This window comes from Paraburkholderia aromaticivorans, from assembly GCF_002278075.1.
Classification (GTDB): domain Bacteria; phylum Pseudomonadota; class Gammaproteobacteria; order Burkholderiales; family Burkholderiaceae; genus Paraburkholderia; species Paraburkholderia aromaticivorans.
This window is the reverse complement of sequence record NZ_CP022990.1, coordinates 982,611-1,000,957: the sequence shown is the minus strand read 5'-3', so window position 1 is coordinate 1,000,957 and position 18,347 is coordinate 982,611. Positions and strand designations below refer to the sequence as shown.

17 protein-coding genes are annotated in these 18,347 nt (G+C 63.3%); 3 read left to right on the top strand and 14 right to left on the bottom strand.

The genetic code is table 11. The features are described 5' to 3' along the window. Positions 1-3: 3 nt before the first annotated feature. The 8 genes from CJU94_RS24230 to CJU94_RS42560 all read right to left on the bottom strand — a co-directional run bounded on the left by CJU94_RS24230 (position 4) and on the right by CJU94_RS42560 (position 8,605). The gene (locus CJU94_RS24230; protein WP_095421202.1) at positions 4-915 is read right to left on the bottom strand and encodes an ABC transporter permease subunit; all 912 of its coding nucleotides are present in this window, start codon (positions 913-915) and stop codon (positions 4-6) included. Next, positions 912-1,883, bottom strand: a complete 972-nt coding sequence (locus CJU94_RS24225) for an ABC transporter permease subunit (protein ID WP_095421201.1) — start codon at positions 1,881-1,883, stop codon at positions 912-914. Before CJU94_RS24225 ends, CJU94_RS24230 begins: the two co-directional genes overlap by 4 nt. Beyond that, positions 1,880-3,043: an ABC transporter ATP-binding protein gene (locus CJU94_RS24220; RefSeq protein ID WP_095421200.1), complete on the bottom strand. Its 1,164-nt coding sequence runs from the start codon at positions 3,041-3,043 to the stop codon at positions 1,880-1,882. The genes CJU94_RS24225 and CJU94_RS24220 overlap by 4 nt, the downstream gene beginning before the upstream one ends. A gap of 211 nt (positions 3,044-3,254) precedes the next feature. Further along, entirely contained in the window at positions 3,255-4,376 is a 1,122-nt protein-coding gene (locus tag CJU94_RS24215) for a polyamine ABC transporter substrate-binding protein (protein WP_095421199.1), read from the bottom strand. A 73-nt stretch (positions 4,377-4,449) separates the two neighbouring features. Continuing rightward, positions 4,450-5,889: an aspartate aminotransferase family protein gene (locus tag CJU94_RS24210; RefSeq protein WP_095421198.1), complete on the bottom strand. Its 1,440-nt coding sequence runs from the start codon at positions 5,887-5,889 to the stop codon at positions 4,450-4,452. 27 nt (positions 5,890-5,916) lie between these two features. Continuing rightward, entirely contained in the window at positions 5,917-7,251 is a 1,335-nt protein-coding gene (locus CJU94_RS24205) for a glutamine synthetase family protein (protein WP_095421197.1), read from the bottom strand. Positions 7,252-7,283: 32 nt separating this feature from the next. Continuing rightward, positions 7,284-8,078, bottom strand: coding sequence for a gamma-glutamyl-gamma-aminobutyrate hydrolase family protein (locus CJU94_RS24200; RefSeq protein ID WP_095421196.1), 795 nt, complete (start codon positions 8,076-8,078; stop codon positions 7,284-7,286). 305 nt (positions 8,079-8,383) lie between these two features. Next, entirely contained in the window at positions 8,384-8,605 is a 222-nt protein-coding gene (locus CJU94_RS42560; RefSeq protein WP_171983793.1) for a hypothetical protein, read from the bottom strand. Between the two features lie 429 nt (positions 8,606-9,034). On the opposite strand from CJU94_RS42560, the gene CJU94_RS24190 reads away from it, so the two are divergent. Together CJU94_RS24190 and CJU94_RS24185 are read left to right on the top strand one after the other, a co-directional pair. Beyond that, positions 9,035-9,586 (top strand): cupin domain-containing protein, encoded by a 552-nt coding sequence (locus tag CJU94_RS24190; RefSeq protein WP_095421195.1) that lies wholly within the window; start codon positions 9,035-9,037, stop codon positions 9,584-9,586. A 102-nt stretch (positions 9,587-9,688) separates the two neighbouring features. After that, positions 9,689-11,182 carry an aldehyde dehydrogenase gene (locus tag CJU94_RS24185; RefSeq protein ID WP_095421194.1) on the top strand — a complete coding sequence of 498 codons (1,494 nt, stop codon included), beginning with the start codon at positions 9,689-9,691 and terminating at the stop codon, positions 11,180-11,182. Positions 11,183-11,480: 298 nt separating this feature from the next. On the opposite strand, the gene CJU94_RS24180 is transcribed toward CJU94_RS24185, so the two are convergent. The 4 genes from CJU94_RS24180 to CJU94_RS24165 all read right to left on the bottom strand — a co-directional run bounded on the left by CJU94_RS24180 (position 11,481) and on the right by CJU94_RS24165 (position 15,064). After that, positions 11,481-12,677 carry an MFS transporter gene (locus tag CJU94_RS24180; protein ID WP_208645405.1) on the bottom strand — a complete coding sequence of 399 codons (1,197 nt, stop codon included), beginning with the start codon at positions 12,675-12,677 and terminating at the stop codon, positions 11,481-11,483. Beyond that, positions 12,674-13,207, bottom strand: coding sequence for a MarR family winged helix-turn-helix transcriptional regulator (locus tag CJU94_RS24175; RefSeq protein ID WP_095421192.1), 534 nt, complete (start codon positions 13,205-13,207; stop codon positions 12,674-12,676). Before CJU94_RS24175 ends, CJU94_RS24180 begins: the two co-directional genes overlap by 4 nt. A 109-nt stretch (positions 13,208-13,316) precedes the next feature. Next, positions 13,317-14,336: a VTT domain-containing protein gene (locus tag CJU94_RS24170; protein WP_095421191.1), complete on the bottom strand. Its 1,020-nt coding sequence runs from the start codon at positions 14,334-14,336 to the stop codon at positions 13,317-13,319. Positions 14,337-14,647: 311 nt separating this feature from the next. Then, positions 14,648-15,064, bottom strand: a complete 417-nt coding sequence (locus CJU94_RS24165; RefSeq protein ID WP_095421190.1) for a cupin domain-containing protein — start codon at positions 15,062-15,064, stop codon at positions 14,648-14,650. A gap of 180 nt (positions 15,065-15,244) precedes the next feature. Between CJU94_RS24165 and CJU94_RS24160 the strand changes: the two genes are divergently transcribed. Next, the gene (locus CJU94_RS24160; protein WP_095421189.1) at positions 15,245-15,850 is read left to right on the top strand and encodes a peroxidase-related enzyme; all 606 of its coding nucleotides are present in this window, start codon (positions 15,245-15,247) and stop codon (positions 15,848-15,850) included. A gap of 96 nt (positions 15,851-15,946) precedes the next feature. Here CJU94_RS24160 and CJU94_RS24155 read toward each other — a convergent pair whose 3' ends face one another. Next, entirely contained in the window at positions 15,947-17,203 is a 1,257-nt protein-coding gene (locus CJU94_RS24155) for an MFS transporter (RefSeq protein WP_095421188.1), read from the bottom strand. A 109-nt stretch (positions 17,204-17,312) separates the two neighbouring features. Beyond that, on the bottom strand, positions 17,313-18,251 hold the full coding sequence (locus CJU94_RS24150; protein WP_095421187.1) for a LysR substrate-binding domain-containing protein: 939 nt from the start codon (positions 18,249-18,251) through the stop codon (positions 17,313-17,315). Between the last annotated feature and the right edge of the window lie 96 nt (positions 18,252-18,347).

Here is an 18,347-nt window from a genome sequence, read left to right as displayed (position 1 = left end):
TGCTTATGCACGTGCCGTATCGAGCGACTTCCGTACGGCGGCTTGTTGTGGAGCGGAGGGCAGGGGATCGGCGGCTTCGGCGAGGGCGAAAGCCATTTGCATGTCGCGGTTGCGTTTGCGCTCGCGCAACTGCATCCAGCGGTTCACGGCAATCACGCCGATTGTCACGGTGGTGATAAAGATCGTGGCGAGCGCATTCATTTCCGGATTCAGGCCGAGACGCACACGCGAGAACACGACGAGCGGCAGCGTGGTCGAGCCGGGGCCGGACAGGAACGCGGAGAGCACGAGGTCGTCGAAAGAAAGCGTGAACGACAGCAGCCAGCCCGACATCAGCGCCTGCGAGATGAGCGGCAGCGTGATCAGGAAGAACACCTTGAAAGGCGTGGCGCCGAGGTCGAGCGCGGCTTCTTCGAGCGACTTGTTGAGCTCTTTCACACGCGATTGCACGATGATCGCCACATACGACACGCACAGCATGACGTGGCCGATCCAGATCGTGAAGAGCCCGCGGCCCTTCGGCCAACCGAGCATTTGTTCGAGCGCGACGAACAGCAACAGCAGCGAGATACCCTGAATCACTTCCGGAATCACGAGCGGCGCGTTGATCATGCCGGCGAACAGCGTGAAGCCGCGAAAGCGTCCGAAGCGCGCGAGCACGAATCCGGCCCATGTGCCGATCACAACGGAAGCGCACGCGGTCAACAGACCGATCTTCAGCGAAAGCCATGCGGCATTCAGCAGTTCGCCGTCGTGCAACAGCGCGCCGTACCATTTGAGCGAGAAGCCGGACCACACCGTGACGAGCTTCGATTCGTTGAACGAATACACCACCAGGCTGATGATCGGAATGTAAAGAAACAGAAATCCGAATGTCAGCACGCTATTGGACAGCGTCTTATTAGGCTTGATCATTTCGCGCCCTCCAGTTCCTTGACCTGGTAGTACTGGAACACGGCCATCGGCACGAGCAGCAGTAGAACCATGGCGACCGTCACTGCGGATGCCATCGGCCAGTCCATATCGTTGAAGAATTCATCCCACATCACACGGCCGATCATCAGCGTGTCGGCGCCGCCGAGCAGTTCCGGAATCACGTACTCGCCGACCGCCGGAATGAACACCAGCAGACTGCCGGCGATAATGCCGTTCTTCGACAGCGGCAACGTGATGCGCGTGAAGGCCGTCCACGGTTTGCAACCGAGGTCGTAGGCCGCTTCGAGCAGCGTCAGATCCATCTTCACGAGGTGCGCATACAACGGCATCACCATGAAGGGCAGGTACGAATAAACCATGCCGATATAGACGCCAATATCCGTGTGGTAGAGGCGCAACGGCGAATGAATCATGCCGATCGCCATCAGCGTGTGATTGAGCAGTCCGTCGTCCTTCAGGATGCCGATCCATGCATAGACACGAATCAGGAACGAGGTCCAGAAGGGCAGCATCACGCCCATCATCAGCAGGTTGCGTTTGGTCGGCTCGGAACGGGCGATGTAGTACGCAATCGGATAGCCGATCAGCAGGCAAAAGAAGGTCGAGACCGCGGCCATCTTCAGCGAGCTGATATACGTGGCGACGTACAGATCGTCCTGCAGCAGGAACGCGTAGTGGCTGAGCTGCATGGCGAAATGCACCATGCCGTCCTTGACCGTCACGAGATCCGTGTAGGGCGGAATGCCCAGACGCAGATCGGCGAAACTGATCTTCAGCACCAGCACGAACGGCAACGCGAAGAACACCGCGAGCCAGAGGAACGGCACGCCGATCACGGTCGCGCGGCCCGAGGGCAGCAGCATCGACAGGCGTTTTTTCAGCGAGCCGGGCACACGGCTGCCGGACGGCGCGCCGAGCGCCGCGGAGGAGGTAGTGGGATTGCTCATTGCGTCAGCACCACGCCGCTAGCCGGCGACCAGTAGACGAACACGTCGTCGTTATAGGAGGGCGCACCTTCGGCCATCAGATGCGAGCTGGAGAGATTCGACACGACGGTTTTGCCGCTCGGCAGACGCACGTGATACAGCGAATAGCTGCCCATGTACGCGACATCCGACACCACGCCGCGCGCCCAGTTGTGCGGTGTGGACGGCTTGTCGAGCGAGACCTTGATGCGCTCCGGACGCACGGAGATGCCGACCAGCATGCCGAGCGGCCCGGTAATGCCGTGGCTCACATAAATGCGCGATTCGAGGTCTTCGCTTTCCACAAAGATGTGGTCTGGCTCATCCGCGACCACCGTGCCTTCGAACAGGTTGGTCGAGCCGATGAATTCGGCGGAGAAGCGGCTATTCGGAAACTCGTAGACCTGGCTCGGCGAGCCGATCTGCACGATGCGGCCTTCGCTCATCACGGCGAGGCGTCCGGCCATGGTCATCGCTTCTTCCTGGTCGTGCGTGACCATCACGCAGGTCACGTCGACCTTTTCGATGATGTTCACGAGTTCGAGCTGGGTCTTCTGGCGGATTTTTTTATCGAGCGCCGACATCGGCTCGTCGAGCAGCAGCAGCTTGGGGCGCTTGACGAGCGAACGGGCGAGCGCCACACGCTGCTGCTGGCCGCCTGACAGTTGATGCGGCTTGCGTTGCGCGTACTTGCTCATCTGCACGAGATTGAGCGCATCGGCCACGCGTTCCCTGATTTCGTTTTTCGGCGTGCCTTCCTGCTTCAGGCCGAAGGCGATGTTCGCCTCCACGCTCATGTGCGGGAAGAGGGCGTACGACTGGAACATCATATTGACCGGCCGCTTGTACGGCGGCATCGCGGCGAGATCTTCGCCGTCGACGAAAATGCGTCCGGACGTGACCGTCTCGAGCCCCGCGAGCATGCGCAGGAGCGTGGACTTGCCGCAGCCGGAGCTGCCGAGCAGCGCGAACAACTCGTTCTTGGCGATGCTCAGGTTGACGTTGTCGACAGCGGTGCTGTCGCCGAATTTCTTCACGACATTTTCGATCCGAACGAATTCGTCCGCTTTCGATTTTGCCGTCGCTGCGGGGCGAGCCATCTGGGTGGCGCCGGCGGCACTGTTTAAGGTCGTCGAGTTCATGATGTAACCATTCCTTGCGGATCGCGGGCGCAAGTGTCTCCATACGAGGCGCGGGAAGCGCTTCGCAACGTGCGCTGCGATCGGAAAACATGGGACTGCGCACCGGTGGGACGCTGGAGGCGCGCAGGCTGACTACCGTGACTGCTATTCATGCGCTCGGGGTTCGAGCGATCCCTGAGCGCGGGATCAATGCTTTATATCGTCGGCCTGATTAATGGCCGGTTTTGAGCTGGGCCCAAAGACGGTTTTCAAGGCGCAGAATGTCGGTCGGCATCGGCTTCATCAGCGTCATCTTGCTCAACACTTCATCGCCCGGATAAACGGTCTTGTCCTGTGCGACAGCAGGCGTCACGAACTGGCGCGCGGCCTTGTTCGCGGTAGGGTAGAACACCTCGTTGGTGATGGCGGCGTTGACCTTCGGGTCCGAAATGTAGTTGATCCATTTCAACGCGGCTTCGGGATGCGGCGCATCTTTCGGAATCACCATCACGTCGAACCAGAGCAGGCCCCCTTCCTTCACGTTCGAGAACTTGATCTGGTACGAACGCTTGGCTTCTTCGGTACGGCGGCTCGCGATGCCGACGTCGCCCGACCAGCCGAATGCGACGCATACGTCGTTGTTGGCGAGGTCGTTGATATAGCCCGACGAATTGAATTGGGTGATATACGGGCGGATCTTCTTCAGCACTTCGAATGCGGCCTGGTAGTCGGCGGGATTCGTGCTGTTCGGATCCTTGTGCATGTATTGCAGCGTGGCGGCGAAGACGTCGACGGCCTGGTCGAGGATCGATACGCCGCAGCTTTTCAGCTTGGAGAGATTGGCCGGATCGAAGATCAGTGCCCAGCTGTCCACCGGCGCATTGGCGCCGAGCGCTTTCTGCACGGCTTGCACGTTATAGCCGATGCCGTCCGTACCGTATGCCCAAGGCACGCCGTACTGGTTGCCCGGGTCCGCGTCCGCGATCATCTTCATCAGCACGGGGTCGAGATTGGCGAGGTTCGGCAGCTTCGATTTGTCGAGCTTCTGGTACACGCCGGCCTGAATCTGCTTGGCCATGTAATTCGACGTCGGCACCACGATGTCGTAGCCGGAACTGCCGGCAAGCAGCTTGGCCTGCAACGTGTCGTCGCTATCGTAGTTGTCGTATTTGACCTTGATGCCGTCCTGCTTCTCGAAGTTCGGAATCGTGTCCTTCGCGATGTAGTCCGACCAGTTGTACACATTCAGTTCCGTGTCGGCCGCAAGGGCCGGCGTCACCGACAGCGCCGCAAAACCGGTGAAGGCGAGAAGCGCGGCCCCCGCGACCGCATGACGAAGATGACTAACGCTCATGGTTTTTTCCCTTGATGTGAAGAGCCGGCATGAGCGTGATGTGTGGGTGTGCCCATGCCGGTACGAACTGCCGTTACGAAATGCCGAGTTGTTGTGCCGTTGCGTCGATGGCTTTTTTGGCCTTCGAGACGATCTCGTCGATTTCCAGCTTGTTGATGACCAGCGGTGGCGACAGCAGCATCCGGTCGCCGGTGGCGCGCATGATGAGATTGCCGTTGAAGCAGAAGTCGCGGCAGATCGTGCCGACATCGCCGCCATTGGCGAAACGCTTGCGTGTCTTGGGGTCTTGCGCGAGTTGCAGGCCGGCCACCAGACCCGCACCGGAGATTTCGCCGATGATCGGGTGAGCGCCGAACGTGTCGCGCAGCTTCTTCTGGAAGTACGGACCCGTATCGGTTTTGACGCGCTCGACGATCTTCTCGTCGCGCAGCAGCTTGAGGTTCGCGACCGCGACGGCGGCGGCGACCGGATGCCCGGAGTACGTGAGCCCGTGGTTGAAGTCGCCGTTTTCGATGATCGCCTTGGCGACGCGGTCATGCAGGCCGACCGCGCCCATCGGCACGTAGCCGCTCGTCAGGCCCTTGGCCATCGTGATCAGATCCGGCTCGAAACCGAAGTGCTGATGCGCGAACCATTCGCCGGTGCGGCCGAAGCCGCCGATCACTTCATCGGCGACGAGCAGAATGTCGTACTTGCGGCAGATGCGCTGGATTTCCGGCCAGTACGTCGAAGCCGGGAAGATCACGCCGCCCGCTCCCTGGAAAGGCTCACCGATGAATGCGGCGACATTGTCCGCACCGATTTCGAGAATCTTCGCTTCCAGTTGCTGCGCGCGAGCCAGAGCGAACTCTTCCGGCGTCAGATTGCCTTCTGCTTCACCGAAGAAATACGGCTGGTCGATATGCACGATGTTCTCGACTTTCGAGGGCATCTGGTCGTGCATGTAGCCCATGCCGCCGAGCGTGCCGCCCGCGATGGTCGAACCGTGATAGCCGTTCTTGCGCGAGATGACGAATTTCTTCGAGTGTTTGCCCTGCGTGGCCCAGTAGTGGTGGACGATGCGCAGCACCGTGTCGTTGCCTTCCGAACCGCTGTTGCAGTAGAAGAAATGATTGAACGGTTCCGGCGCCAGCTCCGCGAGCAGCGCCGACAGCTCGATCACCGGCGGGTGCGTCGTCTTGAAGAAGGTGTTGTAGAAAGGCAGTTCCATCATCTGCCGGTACGCGGCGTCGGCCAGTTCCTTGCGGCCATAACCCACGTTCACGCACCACAGGCCGGCCATGCCGTCGATCACCTTGTTGCCGTCCGAGTCCCACAGGTACACGCCTTGTGCCTTGACGATCACACGGCTGCCCGCGCGATTGAGCGCGCCCATATCCGAAAACGGATGAATGTGGTGCGCGGCGTCGAGCGCGCGATATTCGGCGGTGCTGCGTTGCTGTTGCGTGGCTTGTGCGTTTGCGCCGGGTTGCGCCGGTTGCACGTAAGCGACTTCTTCTGTTCTGTAGCTCATACTGCCTCCAATAATTTTGCGTTTGCCTTACACGTGCAGCAGCAAATGCCGGCGTTCCCACGAACTGATCACGCGGAAGAACGCTTCGTATTCGGTTTCTTTCAGGGCGAGGTACGCCTTGACGAACTTTTCGCCGAGTACTTCGGCGATCGGCTCACAGGCGCCCATCAACGTGAGGCCCTCTTCGAGATTGCGCGGCAGCTGATACGGCAATTCGTAGCCGTCGCTGAGCAGCGGCTCGGTGGCTTCGAGTTGCTGCGTCATGCCGAGGTAGCCGGCGGCGAGCGTCGCTGCAATCGCCAGATACGGGTTGCAGTCCACGCCAGGAATGCGGTTTTCGATGCGGCGCGCGGCCGGCCCCGAATGCGGAATCCGGAAGCCCACCGTGCGGTTGTCGTAACCCCATGCCACGTTGATCGGCGCGGCCATGAAGCGCGACAGGCGGCGATACGAGTTGATGTACGGCGCGAAAATAGGCATCAGCGCAGGCGTGTACTTCTGCAAACCGGCGATATAGCTCGTGAACAAGGTGGTCGGCTTGCCATCGGCGCCGGTGAAGAGGTTGTGGCCGGTTTCTTCGTCGACGAGACTTTGATGCATGTGCATCGCCGAACCCGGTTCGCCTTCCATCGGCTTGGCCATGAAGGTCGCGTACATCTTGTGGCGCAGCGCGGCTTCACGGACGGTGCGCTTGAACAGGAACACGCTGTCGGCGAGCTTGAGCGGATCGCCGTGCATGAAGTTGATTTCCATCTGCGCGGCGCCGACTTCGTGAATCAGCGTATCGACTTCCAGCTCCTGCACCTCGCAGTATTCGTAGATGTCTTCGAAGAGCGGATCGAATTCGTTGACCGCTTCGATCGAATACGCCTGACGGCCGGTTTCCGGGCGGCCGGTACGGCCGATAGGCGGTTGCAGCGGCAGGTCCGGATCCTTGTTCATGTCGACCAGGTAGAACTCGAGCTCGGGCGCGATGACCGGCTTCCAGCCCTTGGCCTTGTAGAGTTCGAGCACGCGGCGCAGTACGCGGCGCGGCGAGATCGCGACCGGTGTGCCGTCGAAGTGAACGCAATCGTGGATCACCTGGGCGGTCGGATCGACGGCCCACGGAATCATGCGGATGGTGCTCGGGTCGGGCACGCAGACCATGTCCGGATCGGTGACGCCGGTGAGCGTGCCGTCTTCCGGATAGTCCCCTGTGACGGTCTGGATCATCACCGCCTGCGGCAAGCGCATGGACTCGCCGGACTCGAATTTGCTGCGCGGAATGATCTTGCCGCGCGCGATCCCGGCCATATCCGGAATGATCGCTTCGATTTCGGTGACACGGTTCTTCTTCAGAAATTCGTCGATGTCATGCATGATTGTTCTCTCTGTTTTGGTGCGCGACCGGCTCAGGCATGCGTGGCAGCGGCGGATGCCGCGCCATAGCCGGCCTTGGTGCGCATTCGATCGCGGCAGGCGTCGCCGAACGCACGAAAGATCGCGGTGGAAAGCGCGTCGGTGGCATGCTTCCACTCCGGGTGCCACTGCACACCCAGCGCGAAGGCGCGCGCATCTTTCACGCTCACCGCTTCAATCAGGCCATCCGGCGCGGTGGCTTCGGCCATGAGGCCGACGCCCAGCCGCTCGACGCCTTGACCGTGCAATGAATTCACACGCGCTTCATTCGTGCCGCCCGCGAGGCGCTGTAACAAGCCGCCCTGCGTCAGCGTGATCGAATGCGACGGTGCGTATTGCACGTCGAGGTCGTCTTCCTTGTTCTCGCGATGGTCGTTCAGGCCGGCCACCGCGTGAACGCTTTGATGCAGCGTCCCGCCAAAAACCACGTTCATTTCCTGGAAGCCCCGGCAGACGGCCAGCACCGGCACACCGGCGGCGATCGCCGCGCGCATGAGCGGCAGCGTCGTCGCATCGCGAGCGGCGTCGTGCAGCGTACCCGGCGTGCTGGGCGCGCCGCCGTAGCGGTGCGGCTCGACGTTCGAATAGCTGCCGGTAAACAGCAGGCCGTCGACCGTCGCGAGCACGTCCGCGGCGGACTGCCGCTCGCCGAGCGCCGGCAGCAACATGGCCAGCGCCTGTGAGCCGTCCACGATCGCGGCGATGTACTTCTCGCCGACCACGTGCGACGGGTGGACTCCCATCATCGTTCTGTCGGCGCTGATGCCGACGAGGGGTTTGGTTCGCATAACGAATAGACGTGTGTGTTCCCCGCGGGACGCGGCATGAACAACGTTAAACACAGCGCGGCACGACTCCGCAGCCGTGCGCCGCGCGCAAAGCCACCGGGGTAGTGCAGGCGGCCGTCGTCAACAGAAACGCGCCGCGCGTGGTGATCGGATGGGCTGTTCGATTCGATCCGCTGCGGTGCGCAACCGATCCGATGGGCATGACACGCGCGGGCGGCAGACGGCACCGCACATGCAGGAACGCACGGCTCGAAAGAGCGCGCTCACGCAAACGGATGAATCGAACGGCGAAAAGGTGGGAGGCGCTACGGCAGCAGCGAGGCGACTTCATCCGTGCGCACGGCGATGAAGGCGCGCGCGGAGATGGAGTTGTGACGTCGAACTGAACGGCGGGACAGGATCGTGAAGACGGACAGAAAGCGGCGGAACGCAAGGCTGCCGTTGCTGCCGTCGGCGATGGCGCCGTCAGCGCGAGGACAACTCGCCTGACTACGATTCCATCTCACCAAAGGGCCTCGGACTCTCACGATTACACTCGACTAGCGACGTTGAAAGTATTGAACGGCCTGCTCGAAATCCGCCCGGGGCGTTTAAAGAAACAGGACGCTGGGAAAATCGTCTCGAACCGATGCGAACTGAATTCGCTGCGCCGCAAAACACGCTTGGGTGCTTCTCGACGCCGGCATGACGACCGCCTGAGAATCAGCATATACGAGCCAATAAAGCCGTCAAATCCTTTTTGATAAAACATTTATCAGGGCTTTCCCGAAGGTCTGGCTAGAATCCTGCCTGCTGGGAACGTTCGTTGCGTCATTCACATTTCGGAATCCTTTCAGGGTTTTCCCCAGCGGCGCGACGATTAAAGTGATTAGAATATTCAACACTCGCGGGCACCTCGTTGTCCGAGTCACGTCGTCACTCAGCGCCGACCGTCTTCCATGTCAGAGAACCTAGCGATGTCCATAGAAGTAGCAACCCGTCTGCAATACATCCGCAAGAAGCACGGCTTGTCCCAGCGTGAACTGGCGAAACGGGCGGGAGTGACGAACGGCACCATCTCGCTGATCGAACAGAATCGCGTGAGCCCCTCGGTCGGCTCGCTGAAGAAACTGCTCGAATGCATTCCCATGAGCCTCGCCGAGTTTTTCACCTTCGAAGTCGAAGCGGAGCGTTCGGTCGTGTCGCGCCGAGCGGATATGCCGAACCTCGGCAACGAGTCGATCGAGTTCTATCTCGCGGGTTCGAGCGTGAAGGACCGCAACATGGGAATTCTGCGCGAGGTCTATCAGCCGCTCTCGGACACGGGGCCGGAAATGCTGGAGCACGAAGGGCACGAGGGCGGGGTGGTGGTCAGCGGTCAGATCGAACTGACGGTGGACGGCACCACGTGGCTGCTCGACCCCGGTGACAGCTACTACTTCGAAAGCCGTCTTCCGCACCGTTTTCGCAATCCCAGCGCGGAGCATCTCTGCGAGATCGTGTCGGCCAATTCGCCGCCCACTTTCTGAAGACTCCGCGCCAACGCGCCTCGACTCAACTTAGTGCCGCAGTTCAGCGCCGCATCAAGTCGATGCAGGTTTGCGTCGAGCGCATAACATTGAGGCATCCTGATGGACAAGAAACTGCTCGCTTTCTGGCAAGACAAAGCCGCTACGCTTTCTATCGAAGGCCGCGCGTTTATCGACGGCGAATACCGTGACGCCGAAGGCGGCCGCACGTTCGACTGCCTGAGCCCGATCGACGGCAAGCTGCTCGCCAAAGTAGCCGACAGCGGCGCCGCCGACGTCGACGCGGCGGTGTCGGCGGCGCGCCGCGCATTCGATTCCGGTGTGTGGTCGGGCCTCAACCCGCGCCAGCGCAAAGCCGTTCTGCTGCGCTGGGCCGCATCGATTCGCGAGCACATGGACGAGCTCGCGCTGCTCGAAACGCTCGACGCGGGCAAGCCGATCGCCGACACCACCAGCGTGGACGTGCCGGGCGCCGCGTATTGCGTCGAGTGGTTTGCCGAAGCCATCGACAAGGTCGGCGGCGAAGTCGCGCCGGCCGATCAGCATCTGGTCGGACTCGTCACGCGCGAACCGATCGGCGTGGTGGCCGCGGTCGTGCCGTGGAATTTCCCGATCTTGATGGCGTCGTGGAAATTCGGCCCGGCGTTGGCCGCGGGCAATAGCGTCGTGCTCAAGCCTTCGGAGAAGTCGCCGCTCACCGCGATCCGCCTCGCGCAACTCGCACTGGACGCGGGCATTCCCGCCGGCGTGTTCAACGTCGTACCGGGCGCGGGCGAGCCCGGCAAGCTGCTGGCGCTGCATCAGGACGTGGATTGCCTCGCGTTTACCGGCTCGACCAACGTCGGCAAGCTGATCATGCAGTACGCCGGCCAATCGAACCTGAAGCGTGTGTGGCTCGAACTCGGCGGCAAGTCGCCGAACATCGTAATGCCGGACTGCCCCGATCTGGACCGCGCGGCGAATGCGGCGGCCGGTGCGATTTTTTACAACATGGGTGAAATGTGCACGGCGGGTTCGCGTCTGCTCGTGCACCGCGACATCAAAGACGTGTTCCTCGACAAGCTGATCGCGGCGGCGCGCGGCTATACGCCGGGCAATCCGCTCGACCCGAAGACGTCGATGGGCGCGATCGTCGACAAGGTGCAGCTCGAACGCGTGCTCGGCTATATCGAGGCAGGGCGTGCCGAAGCCAGACTGTTGTTCGGCGGCGCGCGCGTGAAAGAGGAAACCGGCGGCTTTTATATCGAGCCGACCATCTTCGAGATTCCGGCTTCCGGTGCGAAGGTCGCGCGTGAGGAAATCTTCGGACCGGTGTTGTCGGTGATCACGTTCGACACGGTGGAAGAGGCGATCAGGATCGCTAACGACAGCGAGTACGGTCTTGCCGCCGCGGTCTGGACCTCGAACTTGACCACCGCGCACGAAGTGTCGCGCAAGCTGCGCGCCGGCACGGTATGGGTCAATTGCTACGACGAAGGCGGCGACATGAACTTTCCGTTCGGCGGCTACAAGCAATCGGGCAACGGCCGCGACAAGTCGCTGCACGCGCTGGAAAAATACACCGAGCTGAAGTCCACGCTGGTGCGGCTGCGCTGAAGGATTCGCGAAGCGGGCGCGGCGGCGCGCTTCACGCGTGCCGCCGCGTTGCCAATCAATTCTGGTCCGCCGTTGCGCGTGCCTCCTTGACGCTTCACGCGCCGCTGGCCTGTCTGTGCGAGTGGGCGCGGATGTCGTGGTAGTCGCGCCCAGGGGCGCTCAGAGCGAGATCACGGCGATTGCCGCCGCGCGCTGGTGTGTCATTGCGGGCGAGCTACTTTTTCTGGCGGCGGCGCCAAGATTGCGCAACGAGTGGCTCGGGCGTGCTCAACGACCGTTTCGATCGCATTGAGCCGGCTCACCCCAACGACGACGAGCGTTCGGGCTGGCGCCGCCCTTCGCGCAATCCGAGCGAGTAGATCACCAGCGCGCCGCTCATGAGCGCCAGTTGCCACATCAGCATGTCGCTGCCGCGCGCTTTCATCGCGAAGCCCGCAACAAGCGGGCCCATGATCGAACTGGCGGTGAAGGTGAGCGACACCAGCCGCATGTTGCGCGTGAGCGCGGCCTTGTCGCTGCAGGCCGCCGCGTACATGCCGAGCGTGATGAACGAACTGTTCATGCCGCCGAGCAACAGTGCGCTTGCGGCCGCGAGCCATGAGGCGGGGGCGGCCAGCGCAAAGCCGCAGATGGCCAGCGTGCTGAGCGCGGCGCAGACGATCACCGTGGCAGCGAGCCCTGAGCGATCGGCCAGCCAGCCGACCGGAAATTGCAGCGCCATGCCGCCCACGCCGAAGAGCGTTAGCAGCGTGGCGGTTTGCGTGGCGTTAAGGCCGTGCGCGTCGGCGAATAGCGGAAACAGGCCATAAAGCGCGCCGTCACCGATGCCGCCCGCCGCGACGACCACCATGCCGAGGCTCACCAGCGGGCCGATCGGCAAGCGCCGCTCGAGGCTTTTTCTTTGCGCGGGCTGTGCTACTGCCAAAGCAGGCCGCTTCTCATCCGCGGCCGTCAGCCACAGCGGCACCGCCGCGGCGAACGTGAAGGCCGCGCCGGCCGCGAACGTGATGCGCCCGTCGACGTCGCACCATACCGCCAGCGCCGGGCCGATGACGCCCGCCGTGGCGATCAGCGCCTCGTGCACGCCGACCACGCGCCCGCTCGATTCAGCGGGCACCAGGCTGTAGAGCCAGGTCTCGTTGGCGATCCAGCGCAGGCCGATGCCCAGCCCCGTCAGCAGGCCGGGCACGAGCGAGAGCGGCCAGGACAAGGCGCTCAAGGCCGCGAACGCCACGAGGGTAGCCAGCAGGCCCAGCGACACCGTGCGTTTCGCGCCGATGCGCGCCACCAGCCATGGCGCGATCAGCAGGCCGGCCAGCATGCCGGTCCATTGCGCGGCGGAAAAAAGGCCGGCGCGCGGCGCATCCAGGCCGCGATGGGCGAGCCACACCGGCAGCACCATGAAGCCGATGCCGAACTGCCCGACCTGCGCGAGCGCCGACACCGCGGTCAATGCAGCGATTGCCGGCCAGCGCACCGGCGCGGCCGCTGTCACGCACGGCTCCGGGCGGGCATGGGCAGCCCCTGTTCGCGGCATTCGACTGGACAGCCGGCTTTGAGGCACGGCCCGTCGTCACACAGGCGGCACAGCTGCATGGCGTGCGCGGGATCGCGCGTTTCGTTCCACAAGATCTTGATCAGCAGGCCTTCCAGCACCTCGCGCTCACCGTCGTCGAGCCGACCGACAATGCGTTTCAGCATCCTGTCGCGCGCCGTTTGCAGACGTTTGGCCTCGCGTTTGCCGGCAGCGGTCAAGGCAAGGGCGACGGCGCGCTTGTCCGCGCCCGATTTCTTCTCGACGAGACCCGCGTCGACCAATCCCGCCGCGGCGCGCACGGCGGCCGGATGCGACAGATCGACTGCCTCGCGCAGTATTTCGATCGATGAATCGGGATATTGGCCGACCGCGTTGAGCATGGCGCGGGCGGTAGGGCCGGCGAGCGCCGCCACGGTGGGCTGCGCATTCATTTCGTCGGTGACCAGCAAGGCAAGTACGCCCAGCAGATTTTCTGTGCGCTGCGTCATGGCGACACCTCAATGTGTGCAACGTGCATATATGCATGTTGCACACATTGAGCGTGATGCGCAAGCGGTTTTTGGACGGGCGTAACGTGAGCCAGAAAGAACGGAGCCCTTACTTTGCCAGCCGCGCCCGCACCGTGTATTCGCCTTCTTCGCCTTCGTCTTCCAGCATGTGCGCCTTCGCCGTGTGGAAGTCGGGCGGCAGCGGTTCTACCGGATAGCCGCGTTTTTCCCAGGCGTCGAGGCCACCCTTGAGCGCGCGGATATGGTGAATATTCTTGCGATGCAACTGGTTCACGATCCGTTTGGCCGTCGCTTCGTTCGGACACACGCAGTAGACGACGATCGGCCTTTTCAGCAGCGCGGGATCGATTGGTTCGGGCGAGTCGAGATCCAGCCGCCGCGCGCCGGCAATCCGGTGCGATTCCTTTTCGCGCACGCTGCGTGGACGCGCGTCGAAAATCAGCGGCGGCTCGTTCGACTTCATCAGTTCGTCGAGTTGCTCCGGCGAAATGCGCGTATGCGCGAGCCATTGGCGAAACTGCCAGCGGCGCACCCAGCGATACAGCAGCACCGCCACGAAGATCACCGCGAACGCGTCGAAAATCGTGCCGCCGTTGTGGCGCACGAGCAGCATCAACTGCACGATCTGGTCGTGCAGGGCGCCGCCGCCGATCACCCACACGCCGGCCCACAGCACGGCGCCGACAAAATCCCACAGCAGAAACACGCCGGCATTGATGGCCGTCGTGCCGAGCAGCGGCGCGGAAATCAGGCCGAGTCCGGGCAGGAATTTGGCGATGGTGAGAATCGGCGCGCCATACCGCTCATAAGTATTGCGCGCGACACGGACCGTGGTGTCGAGCGAGAGGGAAAAGCGCACCAGAGAGTTCAGCAAGCGGCGGCCGTAGGTCCGTCCGGTGAAAAACCATAGCGAGTCGGCGATCAGCGTGGCGCCGACCGCCGCGCCCACGACGCTCGCATAGGAGGTTTGCCCCATGGCGGCCATGGTTCCGCCGAGGATCAGCATCGGCGCGGCCGGAATCGGCACGCCGAGCTGCGTGACGAGCACGCTCATGAACACGGCCCATACGCCCAGCGAGGGTGGAATAGCAACCGGAAAATGCCACACAACCGCGCTCCTCAGAAGGCGATAAAGGATTCGAAATGTCCGCGCCCGGGTGGCGCGTTGCGAGCAGACAGCGCGTGTTCCGTTCCCGTACGACGGCGGGCGTCATGCCGGGTCGGCTGACGGGCGCAATAGTACAAGAAAGGCGTGAAAGGCGGATTTAAGCACAAGTGGCACAAGGCCGCTCCGAAAGCGGCCAGGTGCCGGGGGATTCAGGCAGGGTGACGGGGCGCGAAAACGTGCGCGGCCGGCTTTGCCGACGAGATCCGTGCGGTCAAGACCGGCACGAGCGCCGCCGCGCGTCGCACGGCGGATCAGGCGTCCGTGGCCGGATCGTACGGCACCACGCGTTCGTGCTCGTCCGGCTGGTTGCGCACCACGATCGCGCGCGCCGGGGTGGTGGGGTCCAGATTGAACGGCTGATGCGGCACGCCGGGTGGAATGAACAGGAAATCACCGGGTTCGGTGATGACGGACTCGCGCAAGCCGGGCCCATAACGCGTTTCGATCTTGCCTTCGAGCATGTAGATCGCTGTTTCGTAGCCGGCGTGAAAATGAGGCTCGGCATGGCCGCCGGGCGGCACCACGACCATATACATCGACAAACCCGTGGCGCCCGCGGTGCCGGCGGAGATGCCGACAAAGTAAGGCAACCGCTGGCTCGTCATCATTTCCCGGTCGGGGCGCACCTTGACGACGGGCGCCCGGGCGTCGTGCAAAACGTCAGACATGGTCAACTCCTGCCGAAATCCGGCCGCTGCCGGTCGTCGCGTCGTGGCTCAAGCGCCCTTGAGTGGAAAGTCTAGGCGATATGGGCGTCGATATCGAACCTTGTCGCGCGCGAACGTGCTGCGGCGGTGCGGCTTGCTAGAATCGTCGTCATACCCATACAGATACGACGGAGACACCGCATGGCAAAAACTCAGCCGATCAGCCGCTACCCCGTGCCCGAGCCGGACGCGTGGCCGGACGACATCCGCGCTCGCATTCTCGAAGTGCAGGAGAAATCCGGTTTCGTGCCGAACGTATTTCTGACGCTGGCGCACCGCCCGGACGAGTTCCGCGCGTTCTTCGCCTATCACGACGCGTTGATGCTGAAAGAGGGCGGCCTCAGCAAAGGCGAGCGTGAGATGATCGTGGTCGCCACCAGTGCGATCAACCAGTGCCTGTATTGCGTGGTCGCGCACGGCGCGATTCTGCGCATCTACGAAAAGGCACCGCTGCTCGCCGACCAGGTCGCCGTCAACCATCGCAAGGCGGATCTCACGCCGCGTCAGAAGGCGATGCTCGATTTCGCGGTCAAGGTGTGCAGCGAGTCCGGCACGGTCGGCGACGCCGATTTTCAAACGCTGCGCGAGCACGGCTTTTCCGATGAAGACATCTGGGATATCGCGGCGATTACGGCGTTTTTCGGTTTATCGAACCGTATGGCCAACGTCATTTCCATGCGTCCGAACGACGAGTTCTATTTGATGGGACGTGTGCCGAAAGCCGCCGGGGATACGCCGCGAAAATAGCGGCGAGGCGCCTGCCGCTCGCCGTTTTCCTCGCTACGCCTCGCGCGGGTGGTTGCGAGCATGCGATGGCTGCGCCCGCAACCATCGCATGCATACTTACGCCGCGGCCGGTTCGGCTTGAGGGGTGGGCGTGCTGACCGCGGTGTCGTCGATCGGGAAGTGCAGCATCGCGGCCGCGAGGCCTGCTACCACGGTCGCTTCCCATAGCAGGGAATACGAGCCGGTGAGATCGAACACCAGACCGCCCAGCCACGCGCCGAGAAACGAGCCGATCTGATGGCTCAGAAAGCAGACTCCGAACAGGCTGCCAAGGTGACGCGTGCCGAACACTTTGGCGACGAGTCCGCTCGTGAGCGGCACGGTGCCGAGCCAGGTCAGACCCATCACGGCCGCGAACATCACCACCGACATCGGGCTTTTCGGCAACAGGAAGAACGCGCCGATCGTCACGCTGCGAATCAGATACAGCCAGCCGAGCACATGATGCTGCCGGAAGCGGCCGCCCAGCCAGCCGCAGGCCCAACTGCCCGCCATATTGAACAGGCCGATCAGCGCGAGCGCCGTGGCGCCGAGTCCGACCGGCATATGACACAGCGACAGATATTCGGGCAGATGCGTGGCGACGAACGCAAGCTGGAAACCGCAGGTGAAGAAGCCGAGCGTCAGCAGCCGGTAGCCGCGATGCCGGGCGGCGAGGGCAAGCACCTTGCGTAGCGGCGCGGCCGGCGCTTCCTGATGAGCCGGCGCGCCGACCCGCGCGCGCCGGTCGAGCACCATGCCGAGCGGGGCGATCAGCAGCATCAGGAAAGCCAGCACGAAGAGCGATGTGGCGATGCCCGAACTGAGACGGATGTCTTGCACGAGCGGCACCATCAGCACCTGGCCCGCGGAACCGCCGGCGCTCACCAGACCCATCGCCATGCTGCGTTGTTCCGGCGAGGCGACGCGGCCGACCGCCGGCAACACCACGCCGAAGGTCGTGCAACTCACGCCGATGCCCACCAGCAATCCCATGCCGACGATCAGCATGGCGCCGCCGGGCGCCACGGCAGCGAGACCGAGTCCGGCCGCGAACGTGGTCGCGCCGAACGCGACCACCGGCGCCGAACCGTAGCGGTCCGCGGCGGCGCCCGCGAACGGCTGGGCGAAACCCCACACCAGATTGTGCAGCGCAATCGCGAACGCGATCAGCGTGACCGGCAAGCCGCGGTCGAACGAAAACGGTCCGATGAACAGGCCAAAGGTCTGCCGGATGCCCATCGCGGCGCTCAGAATGAGCGCGCCGGCGAGGATCACGAGCGTCGTCTGGTTGAAGGCCGGGGCGAAGCGCTTGCTGCCGTTTGCTGTCGACATGGTTCTGATCTCCTTTGACACCATGGTCGCAGCGAGCATCAGAAGCGGCAAAAGAAAAGATTTCGGCGACAGGTGAGCGCGGCTCACCTGTGGGCGTGGGGCGCGCGGTTCAGGTGGCGGCGCGGACCGCTGCGTGGTCGGCCGCGTCGGCGCGTGTGTCCAGTGGTTCGGCCTCGCTCACCAGCCAGCGCTTGAAGTCGACAAGCTCCGGCCGGCGCTCCGCGTTTTCCGCGCTCACCAGCCAGTAGGCCGTGGTGGAGGCGATGGTTGCCGAACTCGCTTCCACCAGCATGCCGCTGTCGAGATCGCGATCCACCAGCGGCTTTCTGCCGAGCGCGACGCCGAGGCCCATGCCGGCCGCTTCGAACGCGAGCTGGATCGTGTCGACGTGCAAGCCGCCGGTCGTGTCCGTGCCCTCGGTGCCGGTCGCGTCCAGCCATACCGGCCAGTCTTCGCTGGCGGCGTTGACGTGAATCAGCGTCGCGCGGCGCAGATCCGCGTTGCCGTGCTCGTCGCGCAGCGTTTCCAGATAGGCGGGGCTGCACACCGGCACGAAGCGTTCGCCGAACAGGCGCGTCCATGCGGTGCCGGCAACCGGCGCGCGGCTCATGCGGATTGCGAAGTCGAAACCGTCGACGGGAAAGCCCACCTGACGATGCGAGGTGTCGACGCTCACGTTCACATTCGGCCAGCGCGCGCGGAAAACGGCGAGGCGCGGCAGCAGCCAGCGCGACGCGAAGGTCGGCGCGCAACTCAGCGCGATCGGCCGGTCGGCACGGTGATTCGGCAGACGTTGCGTGCCGATGGCGATCAACGAAAACGCCTCGGCGACGTAGGACAAATAATCCGCACCGCTTGCCGTGAGCGAAATGCCGCGCGGCTCGCGCACGAACAGCTCGACGCCGAGCGCCTGTTCCAGTCCGACGATGCCGTGGCTGATCGCGCTCGGCGTGACATTCAGTTCCGCGGCGGCGAGTTTGAAACTCTGATGTCTGCCGGCCGCTTCGAAAAAGCGAAGCGCCGGCAGCGGTGGCAGACGAAGCGGCATGTTGCATCCCCATGGACGGCGCGCAAGGCGAGGCGCGCGTGCTGTTGCGCTCAAGGATACCTTGCCGGGCGGTTTCGCTTGCCGCGCGTGCATGCG

Coding starts and splice junctions, on each gene's coding strand:
- CJU94_RS24230 (WP_095421202.1), bottom strand. CDS start 915: ATGATCAAGCCTAATAAGACGCTGTCCAATAGCGTGCTGACATTCGGA.
- CJU94_RS24225 (WP_095421201.1), bottom strand. CDS start 1,883: ATGAGCAATCCCACTACCTCCTCCGCGGCGCTCGGCGCGCCGTCCGGC.
- CJU94_RS24220 (WP_095421200.1), bottom strand. CDS start 3,043: ATGAACTCGACGACCTTAAACAGTGCCGCCGGCGCCACCCAGATGGCT.
- CJU94_RS24215 (WP_095421199.1), bottom strand. CDS start 4,376: ATGAGCGTTAGTCATCTTCGTCATGCGGTCGCGGGGGCCGCGCTTCTC.
- CJU94_RS24210 (WP_095421198.1), bottom strand. CDS start 5,889: ATGAGCTACAGAACAGAAGAAGTCGCTTACGTGCAACCGGCGCAACCC.
- CJU94_RS24205 (WP_095421197.1), bottom strand. CDS start 7,251: ATGCATGACATCGACGAATTTCTGAAGAAGAACCGTGTCACCGAAATC.
- CJU94_RS24200 (WP_095421196.1), bottom strand. CDS start 8,078: ATGCGAACCAAACCCCTCGTCGGCATCAGCGCCGACAGAACGATGATG.
- CJU94_RS24190 (WP_095421195.1), top strand. CDS start 9,035: ATGTCCATAGAAGTAGCAACCCGTCTGCAATACATCCGCAAGAAGCAC.
- CJU94_RS24185 (WP_095421194.1), top strand. CDS start 9,689: ATGGACAAGAAACTGCTCGCTTTCTGGCAAGACAAAGCCGCTACGCTT.
- CJU94_RS24175 (WP_095421192.1), bottom strand. CDS start 13,207: ATGACGCAGCGCACAGAAAATCTGCTGGGCGTACTTGCCTTGCTGGTC.
- CJU94_RS24165 (WP_095421190.1), bottom strand. CDS start 15,064: ATGTCTGACGTTTTGCACGACGCCCGGGCGCCCGTCGTCAAGGTGCGC.
- CJU94_RS24160 (WP_095421189.1), top strand. CDS start 15,245: ATGGCAAAAACTCAGCCGATCAGCCGCTACCCCGTGCCCGAGCCGGAC.
- CJU94_RS24155 (WP_095421188.1), bottom strand. CDS start 17,203: ATGTCGACAGCAAACGGCAGCAAGCGCTTCGCCCCGGCCTTCAACCAG.
- CJU94_RS24150 (WP_095421187.1), bottom strand. CDS start 18,251: ATGCCGCTTCGTCTGCCACCGCTGCCGGCGCTTCGCTTTTTCGAAGCG.